This is a genomic window from Nonomuraea sp. NPDC050643 (assembly GCF_040654715.1).
Classification (GTDB): Bacteria; Actinomycetota; Actinomycetes; order Streptosporangiales; family Streptosporangiaceae; genus Nonomuraea.
This window is the reverse complement of sequence record NZ_JBFAIM010000025.1, coordinates 10,993-34,708: the sequence shown is the minus strand read 5'-3', so window position 1 is coordinate 34,708 and position 23,716 is coordinate 10,993. Positions and strand designations below refer to the sequence as shown.

General features: G+C 71.5%; 27 protein-coding genes. 13 read left to right on the top strand and 14 right to left on the bottom strand.

Going from position 1 to position 23,716, the window contains the following annotated elements; translation table 11 throughout:
* Positions 1–66 precede the first annotated feature (66 nt).
* Both AB0I15_RS30870 and AB0I15_RS30865 read left to right on the top strand, forming a co-directional pair.
* On the top strand, positions 67–714 hold the full coding sequence (locus AB0I15_RS30870; RefSeq protein ID WP_358102727.1) for a MerR family transcriptional regulator: 648 nt from the start codon (positions 67–69) through the stop codon (positions 712–714).
* On the top strand, positions 711–3,086 hold the full coding sequence (locus tag AB0I15_RS30865; RefSeq protein WP_358102725.1) for a VIT domain-containing protein: 2,376 nt from the start codon (positions 711–713) through the stop codon (positions 3,084–3,086). The genes AB0I15_RS30870 and AB0I15_RS30865 overlap by 4 nt, the downstream gene beginning before the upstream one ends.
* Before the next feature lie 40 nt (positions 3,087–3,126).
* On the opposite strand, the gene AB0I15_RS30860 is transcribed toward AB0I15_RS30865, so the two are convergent.
* Entirely contained in the window at positions 3,127–3,390 is a 264-nt protein-coding gene (locus AB0I15_RS30860; RefSeq protein WP_358102723.1) for a YciI family protein, read from the bottom strand.
* A gap of 72 nt (positions 3,391–3,462) precedes the next feature.
* Here AB0I15_RS30860 and AB0I15_RS30855 point away from each other — a divergent pair, with 72 nt between their 5' ends.
* From AB0I15_RS30855 to mmuM, 3 genes are all read left to right on the top strand, one after another.
* Positions 3,463–4,131 carry a Crp/Fnr family transcriptional regulator gene (locus AB0I15_RS30855; RefSeq protein ID WP_358102721.1) on the top strand — a complete coding sequence of 223 codons (669 nt, stop codon included), beginning with the start codon at positions 3,463–3,465 and terminating at the stop codon, positions 4,129–4,131.
* Positions 4,132–4,207: 76 nt separating this feature from the next.
* The gene (gene otsB / locus AB0I15_RS30850; protein ID WP_358102719.1) at positions 4,208–5,038 is read left to right on the top strand and encodes a trehalose-phosphatase; all 831 of its coding nucleotides are present in this window, start codon (positions 4,208–4,210) and stop codon (positions 5,036–5,038) included.
* The gene (gene mmuM, locus AB0I15_RS30845; protein ID WP_358102717.1) at positions 5,035–5,901 is read left to right on the top strand and encodes a homocysteine S-methyltransferase; all 867 of its coding nucleotides are present in this window, start codon (positions 5,035–5,037) and stop codon (positions 5,899–5,901) included. The genes otsB and mmuM overlap by 4 nt, the downstream gene beginning before the upstream one ends.
* Positions 5,902–5,960: 59 nt before the next feature.
* On the opposite strand, the gene AB0I15_RS30840 is transcribed toward mmuM, so the two are convergent.
* Positions 5,961–6,389, bottom strand: a complete 429-nt coding sequence (locus tag AB0I15_RS30840) for a DoxX family protein (protein ID WP_358102715.1) — start codon at positions 6,387–6,389, stop codon at positions 5,961–5,963.
* Between the two features lie 83 nt (positions 6,390–6,472).
* Between AB0I15_RS30840 and AB0I15_RS30835 the strand changes: the two genes are divergently transcribed.
* Positions 6,473–6,934 carry a MarR family transcriptional regulator gene (locus AB0I15_RS30835; RefSeq protein ID WP_358102713.1) on the top strand — a complete coding sequence of 154 codons (462 nt, stop codon included), beginning with the start codon at positions 6,473–6,475 and terminating at the stop codon, positions 6,932–6,934.
* A gap of 43 nt (positions 6,935–6,977) precedes the next feature.
* Here AB0I15_RS30835 and AB0I15_RS30830 read toward each other — a convergent pair whose 3' ends face one another.
* Positions 6,978–7,679 carry a lysophospholipid acyltransferase family protein gene (locus AB0I15_RS30830; RefSeq protein ID WP_358102711.1) on the bottom strand — a complete coding sequence of 234 codons (702 nt, stop codon included), beginning with the start codon at positions 7,677–7,679 and terminating at the stop codon, positions 6,978–6,980.
* Positions 7,680–7,840: 161 nt separating this feature from the next.
* Between AB0I15_RS30830 and AB0I15_RS30825 the strand changes: the two genes are divergently transcribed.
* Positions 7,841–8,599, top strand: coding sequence for an alpha/beta fold hydrolase (locus AB0I15_RS30825; RefSeq protein WP_358102984.1), 759 nt, complete (start codon positions 7,841–7,843; stop codon positions 8,597–8,599).
* Between the two features lie 46 nt (positions 8,600–8,645).
* Positions 8,646–9,107, top strand: a complete 462-nt coding sequence (locus AB0I15_RS30820; RefSeq protein ID WP_358102709.1) for a hypothetical protein — start codon at positions 8,646–8,648, stop codon at positions 9,105–9,107.
* A gap of 15 nt (positions 9,108–9,122) precedes the next feature.
* Here AB0I15_RS30820 and AB0I15_RS30815 read toward each other — a convergent pair whose 3' ends face one another.
* From AB0I15_RS30815 to AB0I15_RS30785, 7 genes are read right to left on the bottom strand one after another with little or no spacing between them, the layout of a single operon-like run.
* Entirely contained in the window at positions 9,123–10,232 is a 1,110-nt protein-coding gene (locus AB0I15_RS30815; protein WP_358102707.1) for a hypothetical protein, read from the bottom strand.
* Positions 10,233–10,269: 37 nt separating this feature from the next.
* Positions 10,270–10,965, bottom strand: a complete 696-nt coding sequence (locus tag AB0I15_RS30810; protein WP_358102705.1) for an endonuclease/exonuclease/phosphatase family protein — start codon at positions 10,963–10,965, stop codon at positions 10,270–10,272.
* A 13-nt stretch (positions 10,966–10,978) separates the two neighbouring features.
* Positions 10,979–11,911 (bottom strand): ROK family glucokinase, encoded by a 933-nt coding sequence (locus tag AB0I15_RS30805; RefSeq protein WP_358102703.1) that lies wholly within the window; start codon positions 11,909–11,911, stop codon positions 10,979–10,981.
* Between the two features lie 20 nt (positions 11,912–11,931).
* Complete coding sequence (locus tag AB0I15_RS30800) at positions 11,932–12,375, bottom strand: DUF5304 family protein (protein ID WP_358102701.1); 444 nt, start codon at positions 12,373–12,375, stop codon at positions 11,932–11,934.
* A gap of 39 nt (positions 12,376–12,414) precedes the next feature.
* Positions 12,415–13,626: an ArsA family ATPase gene (locus tag AB0I15_RS30795; protein WP_358102699.1), complete on the bottom strand. Its 1,212-nt coding sequence runs from the start codon at positions 13,624–13,626 to the stop codon at positions 12,415–12,417.
* A 1-nt stretch (position 13,627) separates the two neighbouring features.
* On the bottom strand, positions 13,628–14,065 hold the full coding sequence (locus AB0I15_RS30790) for an SRPBCC family protein (protein ID WP_358102697.1): 438 nt from the start codon (positions 14,063–14,065) through the stop codon (positions 13,628–13,630).
* A 45-nt stretch (positions 14,066–14,110) separates the two neighbouring features.
* The gene (locus AB0I15_RS30785) at positions 14,111–14,878 is read right to left on the bottom strand and encodes a metallophosphoesterase (RefSeq protein WP_358102695.1); all 768 of its coding nucleotides are present in this window, start codon (positions 14,876–14,878) and stop codon (positions 14,111–14,113) included.
* 125 nt (positions 14,879–15,003) lie between these two features.
* Between AB0I15_RS30785 and AB0I15_RS30780 the strand changes: the two genes are divergently transcribed.
* Entirely contained in the window at positions 15,004–16,752 is a 1,749-nt protein-coding gene (locus tag AB0I15_RS30780; RefSeq protein ID WP_358102693.1) for an AMP-dependent synthetase/ligase, read from the top strand.
* On the opposite strand, the gene AB0I15_RS30775 is transcribed toward AB0I15_RS30780, so the two are convergent.
* Entirely contained in the window at positions 16,703–17,116 is a 414-nt protein-coding gene (locus AB0I15_RS30775) for a hypothetical protein (RefSeq protein ID WP_358102692.1), read from the bottom strand. The two genes, AB0I15_RS30780 and AB0I15_RS30775, sit on opposite strands and share 50 nt — an antisense overlap.
* A 509-nt stretch (positions 17,117–17,625) precedes the next feature.
* Here AB0I15_RS30775 and AB0I15_RS30770 point away from each other — a divergent pair.
* On the top strand, positions 17,626–17,946 hold the full coding sequence (locus AB0I15_RS30770; protein ID WP_358102690.1) for a hypothetical protein: 321 nt from the start codon (positions 17,626–17,628) through the stop codon (positions 17,944–17,946).
* A 120-nt stretch (positions 17,947–18,066) separates the two neighbouring features.
* Here AB0I15_RS30770 and AB0I15_RS30765 read toward each other — a convergent pair whose 3' ends face one another.
* Together AB0I15_RS30765 and AB0I15_RS30760 are read right to left on the bottom strand one after the other, a co-directional pair.
* Positions 18,067–18,219 carry a hypothetical protein gene (locus AB0I15_RS30765; RefSeq protein ID WP_358102688.1) on the bottom strand — a complete coding sequence of 51 codons (153 nt, stop codon included), beginning with the start codon at positions 18,217–18,219 and terminating at the stop codon, positions 18,067–18,069.
* Positions 18,220–18,582: 363 nt separating this feature from the next.
* Positions 18,583–19,371: a DeoR/GlpR family DNA-binding transcription regulator gene (locus AB0I15_RS30760; protein WP_358102687.1), complete on the bottom strand. Its 789-nt coding sequence runs from the start codon at positions 19,369–19,371 to the stop codon at positions 18,583–18,585.
* 183 nt (positions 19,372–19,554) lie between these two features.
* Between AB0I15_RS30760 and AB0I15_RS30755 the strand changes: the two genes are divergently transcribed.
* The 3 genes from AB0I15_RS30755 to AB0I15_RS30745 are packed head-to-tail and all read left to right on the top strand — an operon-like array spanning position 19,555 to position 22,627.
* Positions 19,555–20,841 carry an ABC transporter substrate-binding protein gene (locus AB0I15_RS30755; protein WP_358102685.1) on the top strand — a complete coding sequence of 429 codons (1,287 nt, stop codon included), beginning with the start codon at positions 19,555–19,557 and terminating at the stop codon, positions 20,839–20,841.
* The gene (locus tag AB0I15_RS30750) at positions 20,841–21,713 is read left to right on the top strand and encodes a sugar ABC transporter permease (RefSeq protein WP_358102683.1); all 873 of its coding nucleotides are present in this window, start codon (positions 20,841–20,843) and stop codon (positions 21,711–21,713) included. Before AB0I15_RS30755 ends, AB0I15_RS30750 begins: the two co-directional genes overlap by 1 nt.
* The gene (locus AB0I15_RS30745; RefSeq protein ID WP_358102681.1) at positions 21,710–22,627 is read left to right on the top strand and encodes a carbohydrate ABC transporter permease; all 918 of its coding nucleotides are present in this window, start codon (positions 21,710–21,712) and stop codon (positions 22,625–22,627) included. The genes AB0I15_RS30750 and AB0I15_RS30745 overlap by 4 nt, the downstream gene beginning before the upstream one ends.
* On the opposite strand, the gene AB0I15_RS30740 is transcribed toward AB0I15_RS30745, so the two are convergent.
* On the bottom strand, positions 22,624–23,709 hold the full coding sequence (locus tag AB0I15_RS30740; protein WP_358102981.1) for a glycosyltransferase family 4 protein: 1,086 nt from the start codon (positions 23,707–23,709) through the stop codon (positions 22,624–22,626). The genes AB0I15_RS30745 and AB0I15_RS30740 overlap by 4 nt on opposite strands.
* Between the last annotated feature and the right edge of the window lie 7 nt (positions 23,710–23,716).

The window sequence follows — 23,716 nt, the reverse complement described above, 5'->3', positions numbered from 1 at the left end:
CGTTCTTCCGATCTCCGGGGCGGCTCGTCGTTGACAGTGTAATAGTGACAGTGTCATTGTGAAGGTATGAGTGACACCTGGACCATCGGCGAGCTGGCCGAGCACGCGGCGCGGGCGCTGCGTGACGGCGCACCTCCGGCGCCCGTCAACGGCCGGGTCCGTGACGTGCCCGGGGAGCGCCTGATCAGGTGGTATACGACGATCGGGCTGGTCGATCCGCCCCTGACCCGGCGCGGCCGGATCGCCCGTTACGGGCGGCGGCACCTGCTGCAACTGGTGGCCGTGAAGCGGCTGCAGGCGGAGGGGCGGTCGATCGCGCAGATCCAGGCGGCGCTGGCGGGGGCGACGGATCCGATGCTCGAGGCCGCGGCCCGCCTGGGCGACCTTGCGGAGCCGGGTTCACCGGGACCAGCCGCAGCGGCGGCCGTGTCACCGGTGGCGCCCTTCGGCGCGGCGGCAGCGGACGACGTCCCCACCGCGGAGGCGCCGGCGCGTGCGCGGTTCTGGGCCGAACGACCGGCGGCCGGGAACGAGCGGCCGGCCGGAAGTGAGCGGGTGACCGGGGCGACCTCGGTGGTGGCCGGGGTCAGGTTGGGAGACGGGGTGCGGCTCGTGCTGGACGCGGTGCGCGTTCCGTCCGAGCAGGACGTTCAGGCGGTGCTGGCGGCGGCGGGTCCGCTGCTCGCGGTGCTCGAAGAAAGGAAGCTGATATGAAGATCACTTCGCTGGAGCCCGCACGGTGCCTGCCGGTGCCGGACGCCGGGTTCGGCGCGCTGCTCACCGAGCGCGGCAACCTGCCGCTGGAGAGCGTTGACGTGGCCGCGAGCATCTCCGGTCTCATCGCCGGGGTCGAGGTCACGCAGGGGTTCAGGAATCCGTTCGACGTCACCCTGGAGGCGACGTACGTCTTCCCGCTGCCCGACCGGGCGGCGGTGACCGGTTTCCGGATGGAGGCCGACGACCGGGTGATCGACGGCGTGCTGAAGGAGCGCGGCCAGGCCAGGGCGGACTACGACCAGGCGCTGCGCGAGGGCAGGCGGGCGGCCATCGCCGAGGAGGACCGGCCCGACGTCTTCACGATCAGGGTGGGGAACATCCTGCCCGGCGAGAGCGTCTCGGTGCGGCTCACCCTGAGCCAGCCGCTCCCGTACGAGGACGGCGCGGCCACGTTCAGGTTCCCGCTGGTCGTGGCGCCGCGTTACATTCCGGGCAGCCCCATCGACGGCCCGCCGGCCGGGGACGGCGTGGCGCCCGACACCGACGCGGTGCCCGACGCCTCCAGGATCAGCCCGCCCGTCCTGCTGCCCGGCTTCCCGAGCCCCGTGCGGCTCTCGCTGAGCGCGAGCGTGGACGCGGCCGGGCTCGAACTGCGCGAGCTGGCCTCCAGCCTGCACGTGGTGGAGGAGGACGGCCACACCGTACGCCTGCGGCCCGGCGAGCGCCTCGACCGCGACTTCATCCTGCGCCTGTCGTTCGACGCCTCCACGTCCCTGCAGCTCGACGGCCGGGGAACGTTCGCGCTGACCGTCGTGCCGCCGCCGCTGCAGTCCACCCGCGCGCCCCGCGACCTGGTGCTGCTGCTCGACCGTTCCGGCAGCATGAGCGGCTGGAAGATGGTCTGCGCCCGCCGGGCCGCCGCGCGCATCGTCGACACGCTGACCCCACAGGACAGGTTCGCGGTGCTGGCGTTCGACTCGGTGGTGGAGGAGGCGTTCGAGGGCCTGGTGGAGGCCTCCGACCGCAACCGCTACCGCGCGGTCGAGCACCTCGCCCGGGTCGACGCCAGGGGCGGCACCGAGCTGCTCGAACCGCTGCGCCGGGCGGTCGCCCTGCTCGGCGGCCGGAGCGAGCGCGAACGCGTCGTGGTGCTGGTCACCGACGGCCAGGTGGGCAACGAGGACCAGATCCTGGAGCAGGCGGGCGGCGCGCTGTCGGCCATGCGCGTGCACACGGTCGGCATCGACCGGGCGGTCAACGCCGGGTTCCTCGGGCGGCTGGCCGGGCTCGGCGCGGGCCGGTGCGAACTGGTGGAGTCGGAGGACCGGCTCGACGCCGCCATGGAGCACATCCACCGCAGGATCGGCGCTCCCCTGGTCACCGACGTGTCCGTCAAGGGGCTCGAGGTCGAGCCCGGCACGGTCACCCACCTCGGGTCGATCTTCCCCGGGGTGCCACTGCGCGTGTACGGGCGTCACCGCGAGGGCTCCTCGCTGACCGTGCGCGGCATGGCGGCCGGCGGGCCGTGGGAGGAGCAGGTCACGGGCGTGACCGTGGACAACCCGGCCATCCGCGCGCTCTGGGCGCGCGCGCATCTGCGCGAGCTCGAGGACCGCTACGCCATGGGCGAGCACGACCTGGAAGAGCGCATCGTGCGCACGTCGCTGGACTACGGCGTGCTGTGCCGCTTCACCGCGTACGTGGCGATCGACACCAGGCAGGTCGCCGACGGCGGGCCGGAGCATCGCGTCATCCAGCCGGTGGAGCCGCCGAGCGGCTGGGAGTTGCCGGGCGCGCCGATGGCCGGTGGTTTCGCGGCCACCGCGATGCTGGCCTCCGCGCCGGCGTCCGCCCCCCGGATGCGCATGCCGAGGCCGGGGCTCAGCGGCACGGCCGACATGGACCAGGGATTCGTGTCCGGCGGGCCGGAGTCGGCTCCCATGCCGGGAGCACGGCCAGGATCGGCGCCCGGGTTCGGCGGGCCGCCCGTGCCCCCGCCCATGCCCGCCCCGATGCCCGCCCCGAAGGCCCCCGGCGGGCGCGCGCCGCGGGCCGGGCGGCCGCTGGAGACGGTCAGGCCGCAACTGGTGGCCGAGCTCGACCGGCTGCGGGCGCTGCCGGGGCCGGACCTGTTCTACCTGGCGGACCTGGGCACCCGGCTGCGGGCGCTGGCGGCCTACCTCGGGGGGAACGAGGAGCTGGAGGGGCTGGCCCGCGAGCTGGAGGCCGCCGAGCGGCCGGGGGCCGACGCGCGGGCGCTGCACGATCGCGCGGTCGCGGTCCTCACGGCGCTCGTCGGCGGCCCACCGCCGACGGCGGGCCCGGGGCCGTCCGGCGAACGCCGCGGGCCGTTCTGGAAGCGCGGCTGACCTCCGGGGCGGCCACGGCACGCCGTGGCCGCCCCGGCGCTCACATGATGGGCGTCCACTCCTTCAGCAGCACGATCTCGTAGCCGTTCACCGCCGTGTACGGGTCCGCGCGCAGGATCTCCCGCAGCTCGGCCTCGTCGGCCACCTCATAGACGTGCAGCGCCCCGCTGTCGTCCGCCCAGGGACCGGCCGTCACCAGCCGGCCCTCCTCCTTGAGCCGTCTCAGGTGCTCCCGGTGCGCGGGTCGAGCCGCCATCCGGGCAGGGGCGCCGTCGAAGGCCAGGTGCAGCACATATGTCGCCATGGCGGCACGGTAGGGGCCGGCGGTGGCGGGAGGCAGCATCGCAGGGCACGGGAGTGGTGTATCACGGGACACATGACGTACACGCTGGCCGACCTGCCCATGCTCCAGGGGCTCGGTGAGGAGCGGCTGCGCGGGCTCGCGGCGCGGGCCAGGCGGCGGCGGTATCCGGCGGGGCAGGTGCTGTGCACCGAGGGCGATCCGGCCGACCAGCTCATCGTGCTGCTCGGCGGGCGGGTGAAGGCGGGGCGGGTGAGCGCCGAGGGCAAGGAGGTCGTGCTCGCGGTGGAGGAGGCGCCGGTCGCGTTCGACAAGACGGCCCTGCTCGTGGACGGGGCGCACCGGGCCACGCGTACGGCGATGACGGCGGTCGAGGTGGCGTACCTGCCGCGCGCGGTCGTGCTGGAGCTCGCCGGCGAGCCGTCCGTCGCGGCCCGGCTGCTGCGCACGCTCGCCGCCACCGTGCGCGACCTCGACGAGCGGCTCACCGACGCGGCGGTGCGGGACGTGCCGTCGCGGGTGGCCTCCTGGCTGCTCCGCCGGTGCGCCGGTGGCGGCCCGGTGCCCCTGCACGCGGGGCAGGCGGGGCTGGGCGCGGAGATCGGCGCGACCCGGGTGAGCGTGAACCGGGCGCTGCGCGGGTTCGAGCGCCGGGGGGTGATCGAGATCGGCGCGGGCGAGGTGACCGTGCTGGACCGGCGGGCCCTGGCGCGTGCCGCCCGCGTGCCCGTACCGCCTGCGTGAGGTGGTCCGGCGGGCGGCGGTCCAATTGCGGACGGGCGTCTATCCGAGCCGGTCAGGCTGTTCTATCGTCCACAGCATGGCGACCTCTCGCGCCCCCCTCCGCTTCGCAGAGGCGGTGTCCGCCACCGTCTCGGAGAGCACGAAGTCCGGCTTCTTCTTCGACTACGACGGCACGATCGCCCCGATCATGCGAGATCCCGCCGCCGTCCGTCCCGTGCCCGGCGCGATGGCGCGGCTGGAGGCGCTGTCGAGACTCGTGGGCAGGGTCGCCGTCGTCTCCGCCCGGCCGGCCGCGTACCTGTGCGAGCGGTTCGCGAACCTGCCCCAGGTCGGCCTGTTCGGCCTGTACGGCATGCAGACCGTCGTCGACGGCCAGGTGCGCACCGACGCCGAGGCGCAGCCGTGGACGCCGGTGATGCGCGGCCTGGCCGCCGACGCGGCCCGGGATCTGCCCGGCGGCGTGCTGGTGGAGGACAAGGCGCCGCTGGTGTCGCTGCACTACCGCGCGGTCCCGTCGCTGCGGGGCGTGGTGGAGCGGTGGGCGTCGGGCAAGGCGGCCGAGCTGGGCCTGAGACAGCAGTACGGCCGCATGGTCGTCGATCTGCGCCCGCCCGTCGAGCGCGACAAGGGCACGATCATCGAACGCGAGACCGAGGCCCTCACCCGCGCCTGGTATTTCGGCGACGACCTCTCCGACGGCCTGGCGTTCGACGCGCTGCGCGGCAGGGAACGGCGGGACCCGGCGTTCATCGGCGTCACGGTCGCGGTGGCCAACGGCGAGACGGGCGACGAACTGGCCCGGCGGGCCGACTTCACGGCCGAGTCGCCCGAAGACGTCCCGGCCATGCTCGACCACGTGATCAGCGCGTTCCCAGGACTCCCACCCGCTCATACCCTGGATAGGTGACGACACTTGTCCTGGACGGGGGCCTGGCGACCCTGCTCGAGCGGCTCGGCGCCGATCTGCGCGACGAGCTGTGGTCGGCGCGGCTGCTCCTGGAGGAGCCCGGGCTGATCCGGCGCGCGCACGCCGACTACTTCGCCGCGGGAGCCGACGTGGCCACCACGGCGAGCTATCAGGCCACGTTCCCCGGCTTCGCGCGGCGCGGGCTCGACCGGGCGCGGGCCGAGCGGCTCATCAGGCTGTCGGTGGAGCTGGCCGGGCAGGCGCGCGACGAGGCGGGGCGGGGCCTGGTGGCGGCCTCGGTGGGCCCGTACGGCGCCTACCTGGCCAACGGCGCCGAATACACCGGCGACTACGACCTCGACGAGGACGGCCTGTACGCCTGGCACCTGCCGCGCTGGGAGGTCCTCGCCGGGGCCGGGGCCGACCTGCTGGCCTGCGAGACGATCCCGTCCTATCCGGAGGCGCGGGCGCTGGCCCGGCTGCTGGACGCCACGCCCGGGGTGAAGGCGTGGGTGAGCTTCTCGTGCCGCGACGCCGAGCGGCTCAACGACGGCACGCCGATCCGTGAGGCCGCCGCCCTGTTCGGCGGGAACCCGCGGGTGGTGGCCGTGGGCGTCAACTGCACGGCGCCGCGGCACCTGCCCGGGCTGATCGCGTGCCTGTCCGGCGGGCTGCCCGTGGTGGTCTACCCGAACTCGGGTGAGACGTGGGACGCGGCCGGGCGCCGGTGGCTGGGGCTGGCCGATCCGATGGAGTTCGGCCAGGCCGCCAAGGAGTGGGAGCGGGCGGGGGCGTCGCTGATCGGGGGCTGCTGCCGTACGACGCCTGAGCACATCAGGCAGATCCGCGCGCACCTGTCCTGAGCCGCCGGCCCCGCGCACACCTGCTGGGAGCGGGTGCGCGGGGTCCTCGGCCGCCGGCGTCAGGCGGTGACCGTGGCCGTGGCGCGGCGGCGGCCCAGGACGCCGTCGAGCGCGAGCGCGCCGCCGCCGGTGAAGCCGATGGCCAGGCTGGCGGCGGCCAGCGCCAGAACGAACTCGTAGCCGCCCTCCGCCGCGCCGAAGCCGTTGGCCGCGTGCACGAAGACGATGGCGCCCGCCATGTTGAGCGCCAGCAGGGTGCCGACGATCGGCAGCGCCACGCCCAGGATCAGGGCCAGCCCGCCGGCGACCTCCAGCACGGCCACGGCGGGGGCGGCCACGCCGGCCAGCGGGATGCCGACGGACTCGAAGAACTTGGTGGTGCCCGCGATCCCCATGGTCGCGAACTTCTGGTAGCCGTGCACCAGGAAGATCACCCCGATGGCGATCCTGGCGAGCAGCAGGACTACGGGACGCGCCTGGTCGACCATGCGGCCTCCTCGATTGTCGTTCGAATTTGAACGACAACTCTAGCAGTGAATGTTCAAATCTGAACAACACGTAGAATGAATCGGTGACGGACCCCCGATGGCTAGACGCGACGGAGATGGCGGCTTGGCGCGCCTTCCTGTCCACCTCCCACCTGCTCGAGCGGCGCATCGAAGAGCAGCTCAAGGCCGCGGCGGGGCTGACGCACCCGCAATACGAGATCCTGGTGCGGCTCGCCGACGCCCCTGAGCGTTCGATGCGCATGACGGAGCTGGCCCGGGGCGTCGTGGTGTCGAAGAGCGCGCTGACCTATCAGGTCGGCCAGCTCGAGAAGGCCGGTCTCGTCGAGCGGACGACCTGCCCGTCCGACGACCGGGGCGTGCTGGCGGTGCTGACCGACGAGGGCGTGCGCTGCCTGCGGCGGGTGGCGCCCGGCCATGTGCAGGTCGTGCGGTCCTACCTGATCGATCGGCTCAGCCGCGAGGAGCTGCACGCGATGACGACCGCGATGCGGAAGACGGAGGACGCCTTACGCTCCTCCGTGTGACCGCCTCCCGGCGGACGCACGGAGGTCATCCCCCAGCCGGTGGCTAGCCCTTGGCGGCGCGCGCGGCGCGCTCCATCTCGACCCGGGCGCTGGCGGCGTATTTGTCGACGTATTCCTGCCCCGACAGCTCCATCAGCGCGTACATGATCTCGTCGGTCACCGCGCGCAGCACCAGCCGGTCGTCCTCCATCCCGTAGTAGCGGGAGAAGTCGAGCGGCTTGCCGAACCTGACGCCCGGCTTGATGCCGAGCTTGGGCAGCGGCCGGCCGGGCGGCATCATCTCGTAGGTGTTGACCACGGCCCACGGGATCACCGGCACCCGCGACTCCAGGGCCAGCCGGGCCACGCCGGTCTTGCCCTTGTAGAGGCGGCCGTCGGGCGAGCGGGTGCCCTCGGGGTAGATGCCCAGGATGTGCCCCTCGCGCAGGATGCGCAGCCCGGTGCGGAGCGCGGCCTCGCTGGCCTTGCCGCCGGAGCGGTCGATCGGCACGGTGCCGACGCCGCTGAAGAACAGCCGGGTGAAGAAGCCCTTGATGCCACTGCCGGTGAAGTAGTCGGCCTTGCCGAGCGAGATCACCTTGCGGCGGATCTGCAGCGGGCCGAAGAAATGGTCGGCGAACGACAGGTGATTGCCGGCCAGGATCGCGGGCCCCTGCTTGGGCACGTTGTCGGCGCCCTCGGTCCACGGCCTGAAGACGAGGTGGAGGATCGGCCCCAAGATGGCCTTGACCACCCAGTAGAACACCCTGGCACCTCTTCCTCAGCACTTCGTCGGGCGAGCAGAGTCATCTTCCCATCTTGATGGCCATGCTCCTACATCAGCTCTCGCACAAACACCCTAGAACGTGCGACGATCGGGCCGTTCTGGTGGAAATCACCGGAATGAAACAGCATGGAGGAGCTGTTATGCCGCTCATGCCAGGCGCGGAGCCGTACCACCACGAAGCAGGTCAGATTGGGGTGTTGCTCTGCCATGGGTTCACCGGCACGCCCCAGTCGCTGCGACCGTGGGGCGAATATCTGGCCGGTCACGGGGTGAGCGTCTCGCTGCCCCGCCAGCCGGGCCACGGGACCAAGTGGCAGGAGATGAACCGGACACGCTGGGAAGACTGGTACGCCGAGGTGGAGAAGGCGTTCGCCGACCTCCAGGGGCGCTGTACCGAGGTCTTCGTGGCGGGCCTGTCGCTGGGCGGATGCCTGGCGTTACGGCTGGCCGAGGTGCACGGCGCGGCGATCACGGGCGTGATGGTGGTCAACCCGTCGATCGCGAACGACGTGCCGCTGATGAGGCTGGCCCCGCTGCTCAAGTGGTTCGTGCCGTCGGTGCCCGGCGTCGCCAACGACGTCAAGAAACCCGGCGTGACCGAGCTGGCCTACAGCCGCACCCCGGTCAAGGCGGCCGCGTCGCTGCCCGGACTGTGGTCGCTGGTGCAGGCCGACCTGGCGAAGGTGACACAACCGCTGCTGGTCTTCCACAGCACGGAGGACCATGTGGTGAAGCCGACCAGTGTCGCGATCATCCGTGAGAAGGTCCCTCAGGCCACGATCGAGGAGCTTACCGATAGCTACCATGTTGCGACGCTGGACAACGATGCCGACAGGATCTTTGCCGGGAGCCTCGACTTCATCCGGACACATGCCTCGGTACCCTTGCAGAGGGACTGATCGCACCCAGGGGGAAGTCGCGATCGCTGCGGAGAGGCCCATCTAGGTGACGCGCCAGAGTGACGAGGACGAGGTCTGGCGGCAGATCGTCGCGTCCTTCAACGACACAGCCGAGCGTGATTCGGCCGACCAGCCATGGCCGGACAGCGAGAACATCCCCGTCGAGCCCACCCGCCGGGTCGTCAAACCGCCCGAGGAGGAGGAGCTCGAGCTCGAGCAGGACGACGAGCCCCGAGACGAGGGCGACGACGAGGACGAGGGCCACTTCGAGCCCCCGCCGCCGCCTCCGCTGCCCAAGCTCGACCTGATGACCAAGCTGGCGTGGGTGGCGCTGTTCGGGGGGCCCGCCTATCTCCTGGTGGCGGCGATGGCGAACTGGCAGATGGAGGGGTGGGCGCTGTTCACGGCGGTGGCGGCGTTCATCGGAGGGTTCGTGGCGCTGGTCGTCCGCATGGGCGACGGCCCGCCGTCCAACGACTCCGGCTGGGACGACGGCGCGGTCCTCTGACCTCCCGGCGCGCCTCTACGACTTCGAGGTCGTCGTCTTGGGGGCGAAGGACTCCACCACATCGGTGTAGCGGTCGGCGGTGTCGACCGCGTGGCCGACCGCCCAGACCGTGCCCTTGCCCGCGATGTAGGCCACTGACTGCAGCCGCACGCTGTTCCTGCCCTGCTTGGCGCCGCCCCGGATGACCTCGCAGTCGCCCTTCTCACACCGCATCATGTACGGCTCCGCCGCCCGCGACGGATCGTAGCCGGTGATCCAGTAGCGCCCCTTGCCATCGCCGGCCACCCCGTAGAGGCGGGCCTCCGAGCCGGGCAGCCGCAGCTCACGCCAGCGCTTGCCATTCCAGGTGAGCACCAGCGGCTCGATGTCGCCGGGCCCGTGGTAGACGCCGCCGATGGCCAGCGCCCGCTTGGAGTTGTCGACCTGCACGTCACGCAGGTAGCCGCCGGGGATCGAGGGCACCGGCATCGACTTCCACGAGCCGCCCGAGTAGTGCACGATCAGCGGCCCGCTGCCGGTGTCGCCCACCGCGAACCCGCCGGCCACGGCGTAGAGGGTGCCCTTCTCCTTGGTCTCCTGCGTGGTCCAGGAGTTGCCCTGGCCGGTGAGGATGAGCCCGTACTTCTCGCGGTTGCCGACCACCACGACCTTGCCCGCCTTGGCGTCGATGCCGCCGAGCCAGTCGCCCGCGCGCAGCCCCTGCGGCCTGACCCGGTCGAACCCGGCCACGTTGCCGCGCGCGAGGTAGGGCAGCCCGTCGTGCCCGTCGCCGACCGCCCACACGTCGGAGGACGAGACGGCGGCCAGCCCGCGCAGGTTGCCGGCGGCCGTCGCGTCGCGCACGGCGATCTCGTTCCACTTGCCGCCGTCCCAGTGGCGGATCGTGCCGCGGTTCTTCCAGACGTCCCAGATCTCCTGCTGGCCCACCGCCCACACGTCGGTCGACGAGATCGCGAGCACGTCGGAGAGCGAGCCGTCGGCCTGGAGGCGCACGCTGGTCGACTGCTGCCACGCCTCGATCGTGGCAGGGCGGGGATCGGCATGCGCGGCGGGCGTGACCTGCGTCAAGGCCACGGACGTCGCCAAGATCAAGGAGAGCGCACGCCGCTGAGAGCGACGGGTCATGAGGAAATGCTACGGGCTGAGGAGCCCCTCTTGCCCGTTAGTGCCCAAGTCGCAGTTCCGCGATGACCGGCAGATGGTCGCTGGCCCCGGCCAGATCGGCGATCGGGACGTCCGCTCCCCCACACGACACGACACGCGCTTCGCGCGCCGCGAACACGGCGTCGATGCGTACGGCGGGGCTCGCGGCCGGGAACGTCAGGCCGTTGCCCTTGGGCGCCACCGCGTGACAGTCGGCCAGCCGCCCGGCGAGGAAGCGCCAGGCCGGCTGGTGCGCCTGCTCGTTCACGTCGGCCCCGAGCACGATCACCGCGCCGAACCGGGCCGCCACGCCTTCCATGAGCGCGACGGCCTCGGCGGTGTGGTGCATCCTGGCCGGGCCGTTGAGGTCGAGGTGGAGCGAGCCGACGGCCAGCCGGGCCCCCTCGGCCTCGACCACGGCGACGGCCAGCCCGCGCCGCTCCAGCCCGGCGAAGCTCCGCAGGGCGTGGGCCTCGGCGTGCAGGACACGCGCCCGCTCCCCGGCGTATACCGCCACGCCGCCGACCCGGCCCGGCGTGGCCAGGCGCAGCCCCGTCTCGGCCGCCAGGGCCCGGCGCCTGGCCCGCCAGCGCAGGAACCGCGGCGCCTCCTGCACGCACAGCACGTCGGCGCGCAGGGCGGTGACGACCCTGGTCAGCGCGGGGACGCTGTCGCGCAAGCCGTGCACGTTCCAGGTCGCGACCCTGATCGTCACGTACGGGCGGCCTCTAGCGCTGCCTGGCCAGGTCGGCCGCGCCCACGACGCCGGCGGAGGCGCCCAGCTCGGCCAGCCGGATCTCGGCCAGCGGGCGGTGCCCGTGGCCGGTGAGCCGCTCGGCGAAGGTCTGCCTGGCCCGGTCGATGAACAGGTCGGCGGCACGGGAGACCCCGCCGCCGACGATGAAGCAGCCGGGGTCGAGGACGGCGGCCAGGTCGGCCATGCCCTGGCCGAGCCAGTCGGCCAGGCTCGCGAAGGCGGCCAGCGAGGCCTCGTCGCCCAGGCGCGCCGCCTCGGTCACCTCTTCGCCCTCGATCTTGCCGCCGGCCAGCCCGAGCAGGGTACGGGCCCGCTCCGGGTCGGCCTCGGCGATCTTCCTGGCCTCCTTGACGAGGGACTGGCCGCTGGCGTACTGCTCCCAGCAGCCCACGTTGCCGCACCCGCAGGGCCGGCCACCCGGCAGCACCTGCATGTGGCCCATCTCGGCGCCCATGCCCCAGCGGCCCCGGAAGAGGCTCCCGTCGAAGACCAGGCCGCCGCCGATCCCGGTGCCGAGCGTCAGGCAGACCACGTGGGACTGCCCCCTGCCCGCGCCGAACCGGGTCTCGCCCCAGGCCATCGCGTTGGCGTCGTTCTCGATCACGACCGGCAGGCCGACGAGGCCGCTGATCTTCTTCTGCAGCGGCTCCTCGCGCCAGGCCAGGTTGGGGGCGAAGCGCACCATCGAGCGGGACTCGTCCACGAATCCCGCCGCGCCCACCCCGACGGCCTCGATCCGCCTGCCCTCGGACAGCTCGCGAACGACGTCGGCCACCGTCTCGGCCACCACCTCAGGGCGGTCGGCGGCGGTGGGCCTGAGCGTGTGTTCGACGATCTCACCGTGGTCGTCGACCACGCCCGCGGCCACCTTGGTCCCGCCGATGTCGACACCGATCGTGAGCATTGCCCCTGGTCTCCCTATCCCTATCCCAGATCTATGTGTTCCACGTCGCCGTCACGGCGGTCGTCCCGCCGGTCACGCTCGTCGCGCGGCCCGCGGTCGGCCGGCCTGCTCAGCGCGTCGAGCGCGCCGCGGAACGCGGCGAACAGCTCACCGCCCGCCGCCACCAGGTGCCCGGTCACGTCGGAGCCCGACTCACGCTGCGCCGCGATGGCCCGGCAGACCGGGCAGGCACGGCAGATGTACTCGTCGTGGGACTCGGACACGGCCTCCTCCCACACGTCCCGCTCCTTACGGCCGCCGCCGGTGAAGGAGTTGAACACGCTCTTGCCGACCTGGCGGGTGGCCCGCCCCTGGATCGAGTCGAACAGCTTGCGCGCCTCGTCGGCGACGGTCCCGATCGGGTCCTTGCCCGCCGAGCTGTTCGTGGCGTTGTCGGTGGCTCTGTGGTTGTTGTTCTCGGTCATGTGGCCCTCCCTGCGTATGGGTCGCTCATCCTCCTCAACTCATGAGGTGGCGGATTCGCTCCCTGAGCTGAACCGTAATGCAGAGCCGGCGTTTCGCGGCGCGCCGTCCGAAGCGGCCCAGCGCACCCGGAGCACGCCGTCGCGCAGCGCCGCCCCGCTGATCTTCCTGCGGGCCAGCGCCGCGGGCAAGGCCAGGATCCGGCGGTAGGGGCCCGCCGTCACGATGAGCTCGTCGCCCTTGCGGGCCAGATCGATGTCGTCGCGGTCGGCGCCGGGCAGGGCGAGGGCCAGCTCGTCGGCGCTCATCCGCAGCGGCGGCTCGACGGAGTGGGGGGCGAACGGGTCGGCGTCGCCGTACATGGCGGCGCCCACCTCGGTCAGCGCGTCCTTGCCGACGGGCTCGGCGGGCAGGTAGGGGACGACGTGGATGGGCAGCGGCGCGAACGACTGCTCCGCCTCGGCCAGCAGCCTGGACTGCGCCGCCACCCACTGGGCGCGCCACTCGTCGGCGCCGCCGCCGGGGAAGACGCGGTTGGCGATGACGGCGTCGACGCGGTAGCCGTACAGGCTGAGCGAGGTGAGGGTGCGCCTGGCCTCGGCGAGCACCACGGACTCCGGCGTGAGCACGAGCCGCACGGAGGCGTGGTCGCCGGTGAGCAGCTCGCGCACCTCCATCAGGCCCCGGTGGAAGCGCTCGGCCGCGCTCATGACGTCTTCGCCGGGGGCGCTGACATGGGCCACGCTGCGCACGAACGGCGAGACCAGCCGCACCAGCTTGCGGCCGACCGGCATGAGCCTGCTGACGTGCCAGTCGAGCGCCTCGGGCAGCGCCAGCAGCCGCAGCGTCTCGGCGGTGGGGGCGCAGTCGACGACGATGACGTCCCACCGGCCCTGGCGGGCGTGCTCGCGCAGCTCCAGCAGCGCGATGACCTCCTCGGCGCCCGGCAGCACCGTGATCTCCTCGGAGGTGATCTCGTCGAGGCCCAGGTCGGCCAGCACGCCTCTGGCGTAGCCCTGCAGCTCGCCCCAGTGGCGCTCCAGCGTGCGCTGGGTGTCGACCTGGTGCAGGTGCAGACCGGGCGCGATCTCGCCCGGTTCGACGGCCAGCGCGTCGGCCAGCGAGTGGGCGGTGTCGGTCGAGACGATCAGCGTCTTGAGGCCCCGGCTGGCCGCGAGCGTGGCGGTCGCCGCCGCGGCCGTGGTCTTGCCGACGCCGCCCTTGCCGGTGAAGAGCAGGACCCGCGGGCTCACCTCAGCGGCCTTCGACGCGCTTCTTGAGGCCCTTGAGCGCGGTGTCCACGATCACCTTTTCCGCCTTGCGCTTGATCAGGCCGATCATGGGCACGCTGAGATCCACTGTCAGCTCATATGTCACGTCGGTGCCACTGCCCGCGTCGGCGAGCAGGTAACTCCCGCGGAGGTCGGAGACCATCTTCCCCGGCTCGACCACCTGCCAGCTCACGGCGTCGTCGCCCCGCCAGGTGTAGCCGAGGGTGTAGGTGTCGCTGATCGGGCCGGCGTCGAGGACGAACCGGACCGTCTGCGGCTTGCCGTCGGCGCCGGTGCTGAGGACCTCGGCGCTCTTGACCTGCCCGGCCCATTCCGGATAGGAGGGGAAGTCCTCGATGACCGCCATGACGTCGGCGCGCCCGGCGCCGATCGTGGTGCTCGAAGTGGTGCGATCAGGCATGCGACCACCGTAATGCAGAATCCGCCCCGTGCGGTGGAGCACTGATCACCACTCGAGGACGTACGGCACGCCGCGCCCGCGGAAGTGGCCCACGTTCACACACTCGGTACGCCCGACGCGGGCACGCCCGTGCAGCGGGTTGTGCACATGGCCGAACAGGGCGTAGCGCGGCTGGGTGCGCCTGATCGCCTCCAGCGTGGCCTCGCTGCCGCGCTCGAACCGCCGGGCCACCACGTCGTAGAGCAGTTCGGGCAGGGCCGGCGGGATGTGGCAGCACAGCACATCGACCTCGCCGACGGCCTCGACCTTGGCGGCGTACTCCTCGTCGCCGATCTCGTACGGGGTGCGGTAGGGGGTCTTCAGCCCGCCGCCCACGAAGCCGAACCGCAGGCCGCCGATCTCGGCCACCTGGCCGTCGAGCACGTGGTGGCCGGGCCGCAGGTAGTCGCCCCACAGGCGCGGCAGGTCCACGTTGCCGTAGGTGAGGTAGGCGGGGGCGGGCATGGCGGCGAAGAGGGCGGCGTACTGGGTTCGTACGTTGCGTTCGATGTGCTCGCGCGGGTCGCCCTCGAGCGTGGCCCACAGCCGCGCGGACATGGCCCTGGCCTCGTCGAACCGCTTGGCCGTGCGCAGGGCGATGAACGCGGCGGCGTTGTCGGGGCCGAACAGGTCGGCGAAGATGCCCTGGGCGTGGTCGTCGTAGTCGACGAACAGGATCAGGTCGCCCAGGCAGATCAGCGCGTCGGCCCCGTCACCCGCCCTGGCCAGCGCGTCGGCCCTGCCATGGACATCGCTGACGACGTGGACCCTCATGGGGGAATCTTATGAGTCGCGGCTGCTAGCGTGATGAATGCCCTTCATAACGCCTCAATGACGGAGCTACCAGCGCGTAACTTAAGGCGGTAACGTCCAGGCGTTCCCCGAAGAGGAGTTGATTCGTGCGCGAGTACAGCGTCCCCGTCCTGGTCGACGTGCCCGCTTCCGCCGGCCTGTCCGACACCGTCTTCAAGCGGGCCGAGCAGGAGCCGGGCGCCGTGGTCATGCGCCGCAAGGCCGGCACGGGCTGGCCCGTGGTCACCGCGGCCGAGTTCCGCGACCAGGTCGTCGAGGTGGCCAGGGGACTCATCGCGGCGGGCGTCGAGCACGGTGACCGGGTCGCGCTGATGTCGCGCACCCGCTACGAGTGGACGCTGGTCGACTACGCCATCTGGTCCGTCGGCGCGGTCACCGTGCCGATCTACGAGACGTCCTCGGCCGAGCAGGTCAGGTGGATCCTGGAGGACAGCGCCGCCAAGGCGGTGTTCGTCGAGCTGGACGGGCACGAGGAGACGGTCAGGCAGGCCGCGCCCGGCCTCGCGTCGGTCTGGCGGATCGACGGCACGCTCGACACCGGCGACGTCGCCGCCTCGGCCGTCGACGAGCGCAGGGAGCGGGTCGTCTCCTCCGACCTGGCCACGATCGTCTACACCTCCGGCACCACGGGCCGCCCCAAGGGCTGCCGGATCACGCACGACAACCTGCTGTTCACCGCGCTCAACGTGCTGCGGGGGCCGCTGGAGCCACTGTTCGCCCGCAAGGACCCGGCGGCGCTGCTGTTCCTGCCGCTGGCGCACATCTTCGCGCGCATGATCCAGGTGGTGCTGATGGAGGCGGGCGCCGTCATGGCGCACACCCCCAACATGAAGAGCGTCGCCCCCGACCTGCAGGACTTCAAGCCCACGTTCCTGCTGGGCGTGCCGCGGGTGTTCGAGAAGGTCTACAACGGCGCCGAGCAGAAGGCCATCGCGGGCGGCAAGGGCAAGATCTTCGCGCGGGCCGTGGACGTGGCGGTGGCCTGGAGCAAGGCCGAGAGCACGGGCGGCGCGTCGCTCGGGCTGCGGCTGCAGCGGGCGGTCTTCGACAGGCTGGTCTACGCCAAGCTGCGCGCGGCCACCGGCGGGCGGCTCTCGGCTGCGGTGTGCGGCGGCTCGGCGCTCGGCGACCGGCTCGGCCACTTCTTCAAGGGCGTCGGCATCGAGGTCTTCGAGGGCTACGGCCTGACCGAGACCTCCGCCCCCTGCTCGGTCAACATGCCGGGCGCCAACAAGATCGGCACCGTCGGCAAGCCGCTGCCCGGCGTCACGCTGCGCGTCGGCGACGACGGCGAGATCCTGGCCAAGGGCAGGAACGTCTTCGAGGGCTACTGGAAGAACGACACCGCCACCGGCGAGGTGATCGACGCCTCGGGCTGGTTCCACACCGGCGACATCGGCGAGCTGGACGCCGACGGCTACCTGCGGATCACCGGACGCAAGAAGGAGATCCTGGTGACGGCGGCGGGCAAGAACGTGGCGCCCGGGCCGCTGGAAGACGCGCTGCGCGCGCATCCGCTGATCTCCCAGGCCATGATCGTGGGCGACGACCGCCCGTTCGTCGCGGCCCTGATCACGCTGGACCCGGAGGCCGTCCCGGCGGGCGCGAAGATCGCCGAGCTGCGGGAGGACCCGAAGGTGCGCGACGAGATCCAGGCGGCGGTGGACCGGGCGAACCTGTCGGTGTCGAAGGCCGAGCAGATCAAGAAGTTCGCGATCCTGGAGGCCGACATCACCGAGGAGAGCGGGCACCTCACGCCCACGCTCAAGGTCAAGCGCAACCTGATCATGCGCGACTTCGCCAAGGAGATCGACGACCTGTACGGCGACCACTGACCCAGGCCGCCGCCAGCCACCGCGTGCGGGCCGGCGGCACGGTCAGGCCGTACGAGCCGGCGGCGGTCACGCTGTACGGGCCGGCGGCGCGGTCAGGTTGGTGAGGCCCAGGCGGCGGCTTGTACGGACCCTTCGGTTCGGTGGCCGCCAGGATCGTGGCGAGGGCGCCCCTGTGGGCCTGGAGCTCGGCGAGCTGCCCGTCCAGGCCCGTCAGGCGGCCGCGCAGGTGGCCGTGCAGGTGGCCGATCGTGCAGGAGCCGAGGACGTCGCCCGAGCCCGGCGCGCACGGCAGGACGTCCCTGATCACCTTCGTCGGCGGCCCGTCGGAGATCACGCCGATCGCGAGCGTGCAGAACCTGTACAACCTGAGCCCCCGCGAACACGACCCCGTGGTGGATCACGTGGCCGCGCACGGGAACGCGTTCCCGCCGTGGTCCCCGTTCGCGGCGGGCTCGCACGCCGGGAACGGCCGGCCCGCCGGCGGAGGTGGCGGCCGAGATCGGCGTCCCGCCGGCGCAGGCGTCGCCGGCCTGGCCGCTGCGCCGCTCCCCCACGGTGATCCCGATCCCCGGGACGTCGTCGATCGCCCATCTGAAGGAGTAGCCCCTCGGCTGTGGGCGAAACGACGCACCCCCGGCCCGCCGGATTCGCCCACCAAGATACCGAAAAAGAATGCCATCAACGCCCGGCATTCCCCGCCATCCCTTAAGCGGATTAGTCCGAATTCAGCCCCCTATGTGCCCCGTGAACAGGGGAATCTCCTTTCGATTACCGCTTTTCACCGGCAAATCAAGGGGTATCCTCGCGGCAAAGAAACGGGACCGGAGATTTGGAGCATCCCCGGTCCCTTACCTCAAGGTAAGGGAGATTGCCATGAGCATCAAGGACGCCTGCCTCGAACTCGGCACGAAAGTCGAGAACGAGCTGATCCAGATCCGCGCGGACCAGCGCGAGCTGGCGCAAGACCTCACCGAGCGCATCAACAACGTCGCCAACCAGGTCAAGCGCCTCGACAACCGGATGGAAAACCGGTTCGCCGAGATCGACAGGCGGTTCGACACCTTGGAGAGCCGCTTCTCGGGCCTGGAGGCCAAGCAGAACTCCATGGAGGCGAAGCAGGACTCCATGCACTCGACTCAGCAGGACATGATGACCATCCTCGTCGCCATCCAGCGCAAGCTCGACGTCAACTAGTAACCCCACCCGAGAGGGCGGGCCCGCGCACATGCCGGGCCCGCCCTCTTCACCTCCACCAGCGGCCGGTCGGCGCGCCCGACAGCGGCGTGCCCGAGTCCGCCCGCAACCCGTCGAACATCACTCCATGAACCGGTCCGGCAGCCCCGCCGCCGGCTCCCCCGTCAGGCCGGGCACGGAGCGGGTCAGCAGGTTGAGCGTCAGGAGCGGTGAGAGCCTGCCGGCCCTCGGCGCGACGGCCCCACCGCCACCCGGCCGTGTTCGAGCGCCCACACGAGCTGGACGTGCGCCGCGACGCCCGTCACCACGTCGCCTTCGGCTACAGCATCCAACCAGTGCCTGGGGCAGAACCCGGCCAGGCTCGAGCTGGAGATCGTCTTCCGTACCCCTTCGGCCGCGTGCCGGGGCTGCGGCGGGTGGTGCCGCTGGAGAGGCTGCCGTTCATAGACCGACGGCATCATGTACGGGCTGCACAAGCCGCCCGTGACCTGGCGAGAACACGCGCAGCACCTGGAGAGGGCGGCGACGCGATGAGGAAGCGCGCAGCGCCTGAGGAAGCCATGACCTGGTGAGCACGCGCACAGCCTGGAGGGAGCCGTGGCCAGGTGAGGATGCGCGCCCGCTAGGCCCCGCCCGTTAGGCCCCGGGGGGTCCGGCTATGACGAGTTCGCCCACGTGCTCGGCCAGTGCCTCCCTGGCCGGTGGTGGCAGCCCGGGGTCGGAGATGAGGACGTCGGCCTCGCCCAGCTCCGCGATGGTGCTGATGCCGATCGTGCCCCATTTGGTGTGGTCGGCGGGCACGACGAGCCGGCTCGCCGCCTTCACCAGGGCGCGGTCGGTCTCGGCCTCCATCATGTTCGGGGTGGTGAAGCCGGCCCTGACCGTCATGCCGTGCACGCCGAGGAAGAGCACGTCCACGTTGAGCTGCCGGATCGCGGCCACCGCCAGCGGGCCGACCAGGGCGTCGGAGGGCGTGCGCACGCCGCCGGTGAGCACGACCGTCTGGTCGGGGCGGCCCGTGTGGCGGAAGACGTCGGCGATGCGCACCGAGTTCGTCACGATGGTCAGGGCGGGGACGGCGGCCAGGTGGCGGGCGAGGGTCCAGGTGGTGGTGCCGGCCGACAGGGCCACCGCGCTGCCGGGGCGGACGAGGGCGGCGGCGCGGCGGGCGATGGCCCGCTTCTCCTGCTCCTGGCGTACGGCCTTGACGGCGAAGCCGGGCTCGTGGGTGGAGCCCACGGCGGTGGAGACGATGGTGGCGCCGCCCCGCACCTTGGCGAGCAGGCCGCGCCCGGCCAGCGTCTCCAGGTCGCGGCGGATGGTGAGGTCGGAGACGCCGAACGCCCGCACCAGCTCGACCACCCGGACGCCGCCGTGCCGCCGGACGAGCTCGAGAATCGCCTGCTGACGCTGCGGGGCGAGCATCGCATCACCAGATCCCAACAGGTTCCGACACGATCCGTTCGCATCATGACACGGCGGCGGCGCTGCGGCTCTCGGCGATTCGTCATGAAACCGTGCGTTGACAGTTGGAAATGGTGGCTTTTCGATGAATGAAAGTGAGCGAACTCGGGGGAATGTGAAGGGTCCGCCAAGGAGGAACCCGCCATGGATCAACCTCTGCCGATCTCCCGCCGCAACCTGCTGCTCGGGGCCGCCGCCACGTTCGGTGTGCCCGCCGTCCTCGTGGGGTGCGGCTCCGGCACCCCCGCTCCCGCGCCCGGCGCGTCCGGGGGTGGCCTGGGCACGGTGTCGATCGGCTCGAACGCCTCCGACGAGATCCCGAAGAAGTCACTTGACACCGTGGTCAAGGGCTTCACGCAGGCCACGACCAGGATCAACACGGTGGACCACAACACGTTCCAGGAGAACATCAACCGCTACCTGCGCGGCACGCCCGAGGACGTGTTCACCTGGTTCGCCGGCTACCGCATGCAGTTCTTCGCCGAGCAGGGTCTGGCCATCGACATCTCGGACGTGTGGCGCGAGATCGGCGGCGACTACACGCAGGCGTTCAAGGACCAGTCGACCGGCATCGACGGCAAGCAGTACTTCGTGCCGTTCACGTACTACCCGTGGGCGGTCTTCTACCGCAAGAGCCTCTGGCAGGAGAAGGGGTACGCGCCTCCGGCCACGCTCGACGAGTTCACCGCGCTGGCCAGGAAGATGAAGGCCGACGGGCTCATCCCGATCGCGTTCGCCGACAAGGACGGCTGGCCGGCGATGGGCACGTTCGACATCCTCAACATGCGCACGAACGGCTACGACTTCCACGTCTCGCTCATGGCCGGCAAGCAGTCGTGGACGGACCCGAAGGTGAAGCAGGTGTTCGACACCTGGCGGGGGCTGATGGAGTTCCACCAGCCGGCGGCGCTGGGGCGCACGTGGCAGGAGGCCGGGCAGTCGCTGGCGCAGAAGAAGACCGGGATGTACCTGCTCGGGATGTTCGTCGCCCAGCAGTTCCCCGAGGCCGACCGCGACGACCTCGACTTCTTCACCTTCCCGGAGATCAACCCGGCGTACGGCACCGACTCGATCGACGCCCCCATCGACGGCTACATGATCTCCGCCAAGGCCAAGAACGTGGACGGCGCCAAGGCCCTGCTCAAGCACTTCGCCCAGGCGTCGTCGCAGAACATCGCCACCAAGCTGGACCCGGGCACGCTGGCCGCCAGCTCCAAGGCCGACACCTCCGGCTACAGCTCGCTGCAGAAGCGCGGCGCCGAGCTGGTGTCGAAGGCCACGCACATCGCGCAGTTCCTCGACCGCGACACGCGGCCGGACTTCGCCTCCACGGTGATGATCCCGTCGCTGCAGTCGTTCGTGAGCAAACCAGGCGAGATCGACTCCTTGCTGACGAGCATCGAGAAGCAGAAGGTCAACATCTTCCGCTGATGGCCGTCAAGACCCGTCGCTACTCCGCCCGCGACGTGACCGTGCTGGTCATCGGGCTGGGGGTGGCCATCGTTGTCAACGTGGGCCTCATCTGGGGGCCCACGCTGGCCTCCATCGGGCTCTCCGGGACCGACTGGAACGGGATCGGGCCCATCGAGTGGGTGGGCGGGCGGAACTTCCACGACCTGGCGGCCGAGTATCCGCCGTTCTGGTCGGCCGTCCGCAACAACCTGCTGTGGCTGGGCTTCCTCGGGCTGGTCGCGACGCCGTTCGGGCTGTTCTGCGCGGTGCTGCTGGACCGGCGGCTGCGGTTGTCGCGCGTCTACCAGAGCGCCCTGTACATGCCGGTCGTGCTCTCGCTGGCCGTGGTCGGCTTCATCGCGCAGCTCGTCTACTCCTCCGACTACGGCGTGCTGAACGCCGTGACCGGGCTGACCGTGGACTGGCTCGGTGACAGCTCCATCAACATCTGGGTGGTCATGGTCGCGGCCGGGTGGCGGCACGTCGGCTATGTCATGGTCATCTACCTGGCCGGGCTGAAGGCGGTCGATCCGGCGCTGAAGGAGGCGGCGGCGATCGACGGGGCCAGTGAGCGGCAGGCGTTCTTCCGCGTGGTGTTCCCGACGATGCGGCCGGTCAACGTGATCGTGCTGGTGATCACGGTGATCGAGGCGCTGCGGGCGTTCGACATCGTCTACGCCATCAACAAGGGCAGGAACGGGCTCGAACTGCTGTCCGTGCTGGTCACCGAGAACATCGTGGGCGAGGCCAGCCGGATCGGGTTCGGGTCGGCGATCGCGGTGATCCTGCTGGTGATCACCCTGGGGTTCATCGTCACGTACCTGTCGCAGATGTTCAGGGAGGAGCGATGACCCTGACCGCGCCCGCCGACGCGCCCCCGGCCCGGTCAGGCCGCACGCGCGCGCGGCCCCCGGTCCGACCGCTGCGGATCCTGCTGAACGCCTTCCTCGTGGTGGTGGGGCTGGGGTGGCTGCTGCCGCTCGGGCTGGCCGTGTACGCGTCGCTGCGGCCGTACGAGGAGACCGCCCGTCTGGGGTACTTCTCGCTGCCCGAGAACCTCACGCTCGACTACTACGCCCAGGCGTGGAGTCAGGCCGAGATGCCGCACTACTATCTGAACACGTTGATCATCGTCATCCCCGGCGTGCTGATCACGCTGTTCCTGGCGTCGTTCACCGCGTTCGCGATCGCCCGGCTGCGCATCCCGGGGCGCAAGGCGCTGCTGATCGTGTTCACGGCGGGCAACCTGCTGCCGCCGCAGGTGCTCATCACCCCGCTCTACACCGTCTACACGCTGATTCCGCTGCCCGCGTGGCTGTCGGACTCGCAGGCGCTCTACGACTCCTACCTCGGGCTGATCCTCGTCCACGTGGCGTTCCAGTTCGGTTTCTGCGTGTTCGTGATGGCGAACTTCATGCGCACGATCCCCGAGGAGATCTCCGAGTCGGCGCTCGTGGACGGGGCGGGGGTGTGGAAGCGTTACTGGCGGCTGACGCTGCCGTTGTGCCGGCCGGTGCTGGGGGCGCTGGGCACGCTGGAGTTCACGTTCATGTACAACGACTTCCTGTGGGCCCTGGTGCTGATGTCGTCGGGCGACAAGCTGCCGGTCACCTCGGCGCTGAACAACCTGCGCGGACAGTTCTTCACCGACTACAACCTGCTGGCCGCCGGTTCGGTGCTGGTGGCGCTGCCGACGCTGATCGTCTTCCAGCTCCTGCACAAGCAGTTCGTGGCCGGGCTCACGCTGGGCGCGACCAAAGGCTAGAGGAGGTCGTGAAAGCGGGCCGCGACCTGGTCCCACGCCCATTCGCGGGCGATCCAGTCGCGGCCCGCGGCGCCCATCTTGCGCGCCTTTTCGGGGTCGGTGAGCAGCTCGACGACGGCCGACGCGATCTCGCCCGGCTCCTCGCCGTTCACGACCAGCCCGGTCTCGCCCTGCCGCACCGCGTCGGGCGCGCCGCCCGACGCGCCCGCCACCACCGGCAGCCCGGTCGCGGACGCCTCCAGGAACACGATCCCGAGGCCCTCCACGTCCACCCCCTTCCACCGGGTACGGCACGGCATCGCGAACACGTCCGCCGCCGCGTAGTAGCCGGGCAGGCTCGCCGCCGGCACCGTGCCGGTGAACCTGATCGACTCCCGCCCGCCCGCCAGCCGCTCCAGCGCCCCCCGGTGGGGACCGCCGCCCACCAGCAGCAGCACCGCCTCCGGCACCGCGCGCAGCACCTGCGGCCAGGCCCTGATGAGCCGGTCCTGGCCCTTGCGCGGCACCAGGCGCGAGACGCAGACGACGACCGGGCGCCCGGACAGGCCCAGCTCGGCCTTGGCCGCCCCGGGGTGGAACTGTGAGGTGTCCACGCCGGGCGCGAGGCGTACGAGCTTGTCCGGCGGGACGGCCGCGACCAGCCGCTGGCGCGTGTACTCCCCCAGATACGTGACCACGTCGGCGTGCTCGCCGATCCTGCGCAGCACGGAGCGGAAGCCCGGCGCGCTCGCCCACGACGCCTCGTGGCCGTGGGTGAGCATCACCACGCGCCGTGCCCCCGCCCGGCGCAGGCGCGGGGCGAGGAGGCCGAGCGGGGCCGCCGCGCCGAACACGACGGTCTCCGCGCGCTGCTCGGCCACCAGCCCGGCCGCCGCCCGCGCGACGGCCGGGGTGGGCAGCATGAGACGCGCCGGATGCCGCACGATCCGGTACGGCTGACGCCGGTCGAACTCCTCGCAACCCGGCCAGGAGGAGGCGTAGACGGCCACCCCCGGCGTGCGCAGCGCGAGCCCGTGCACGAACGACTGGATGCCGCCCGGGCGGGGCGGGAAGTCGTTGGTGACGATGACCACGCTGGTCACGGCGGTT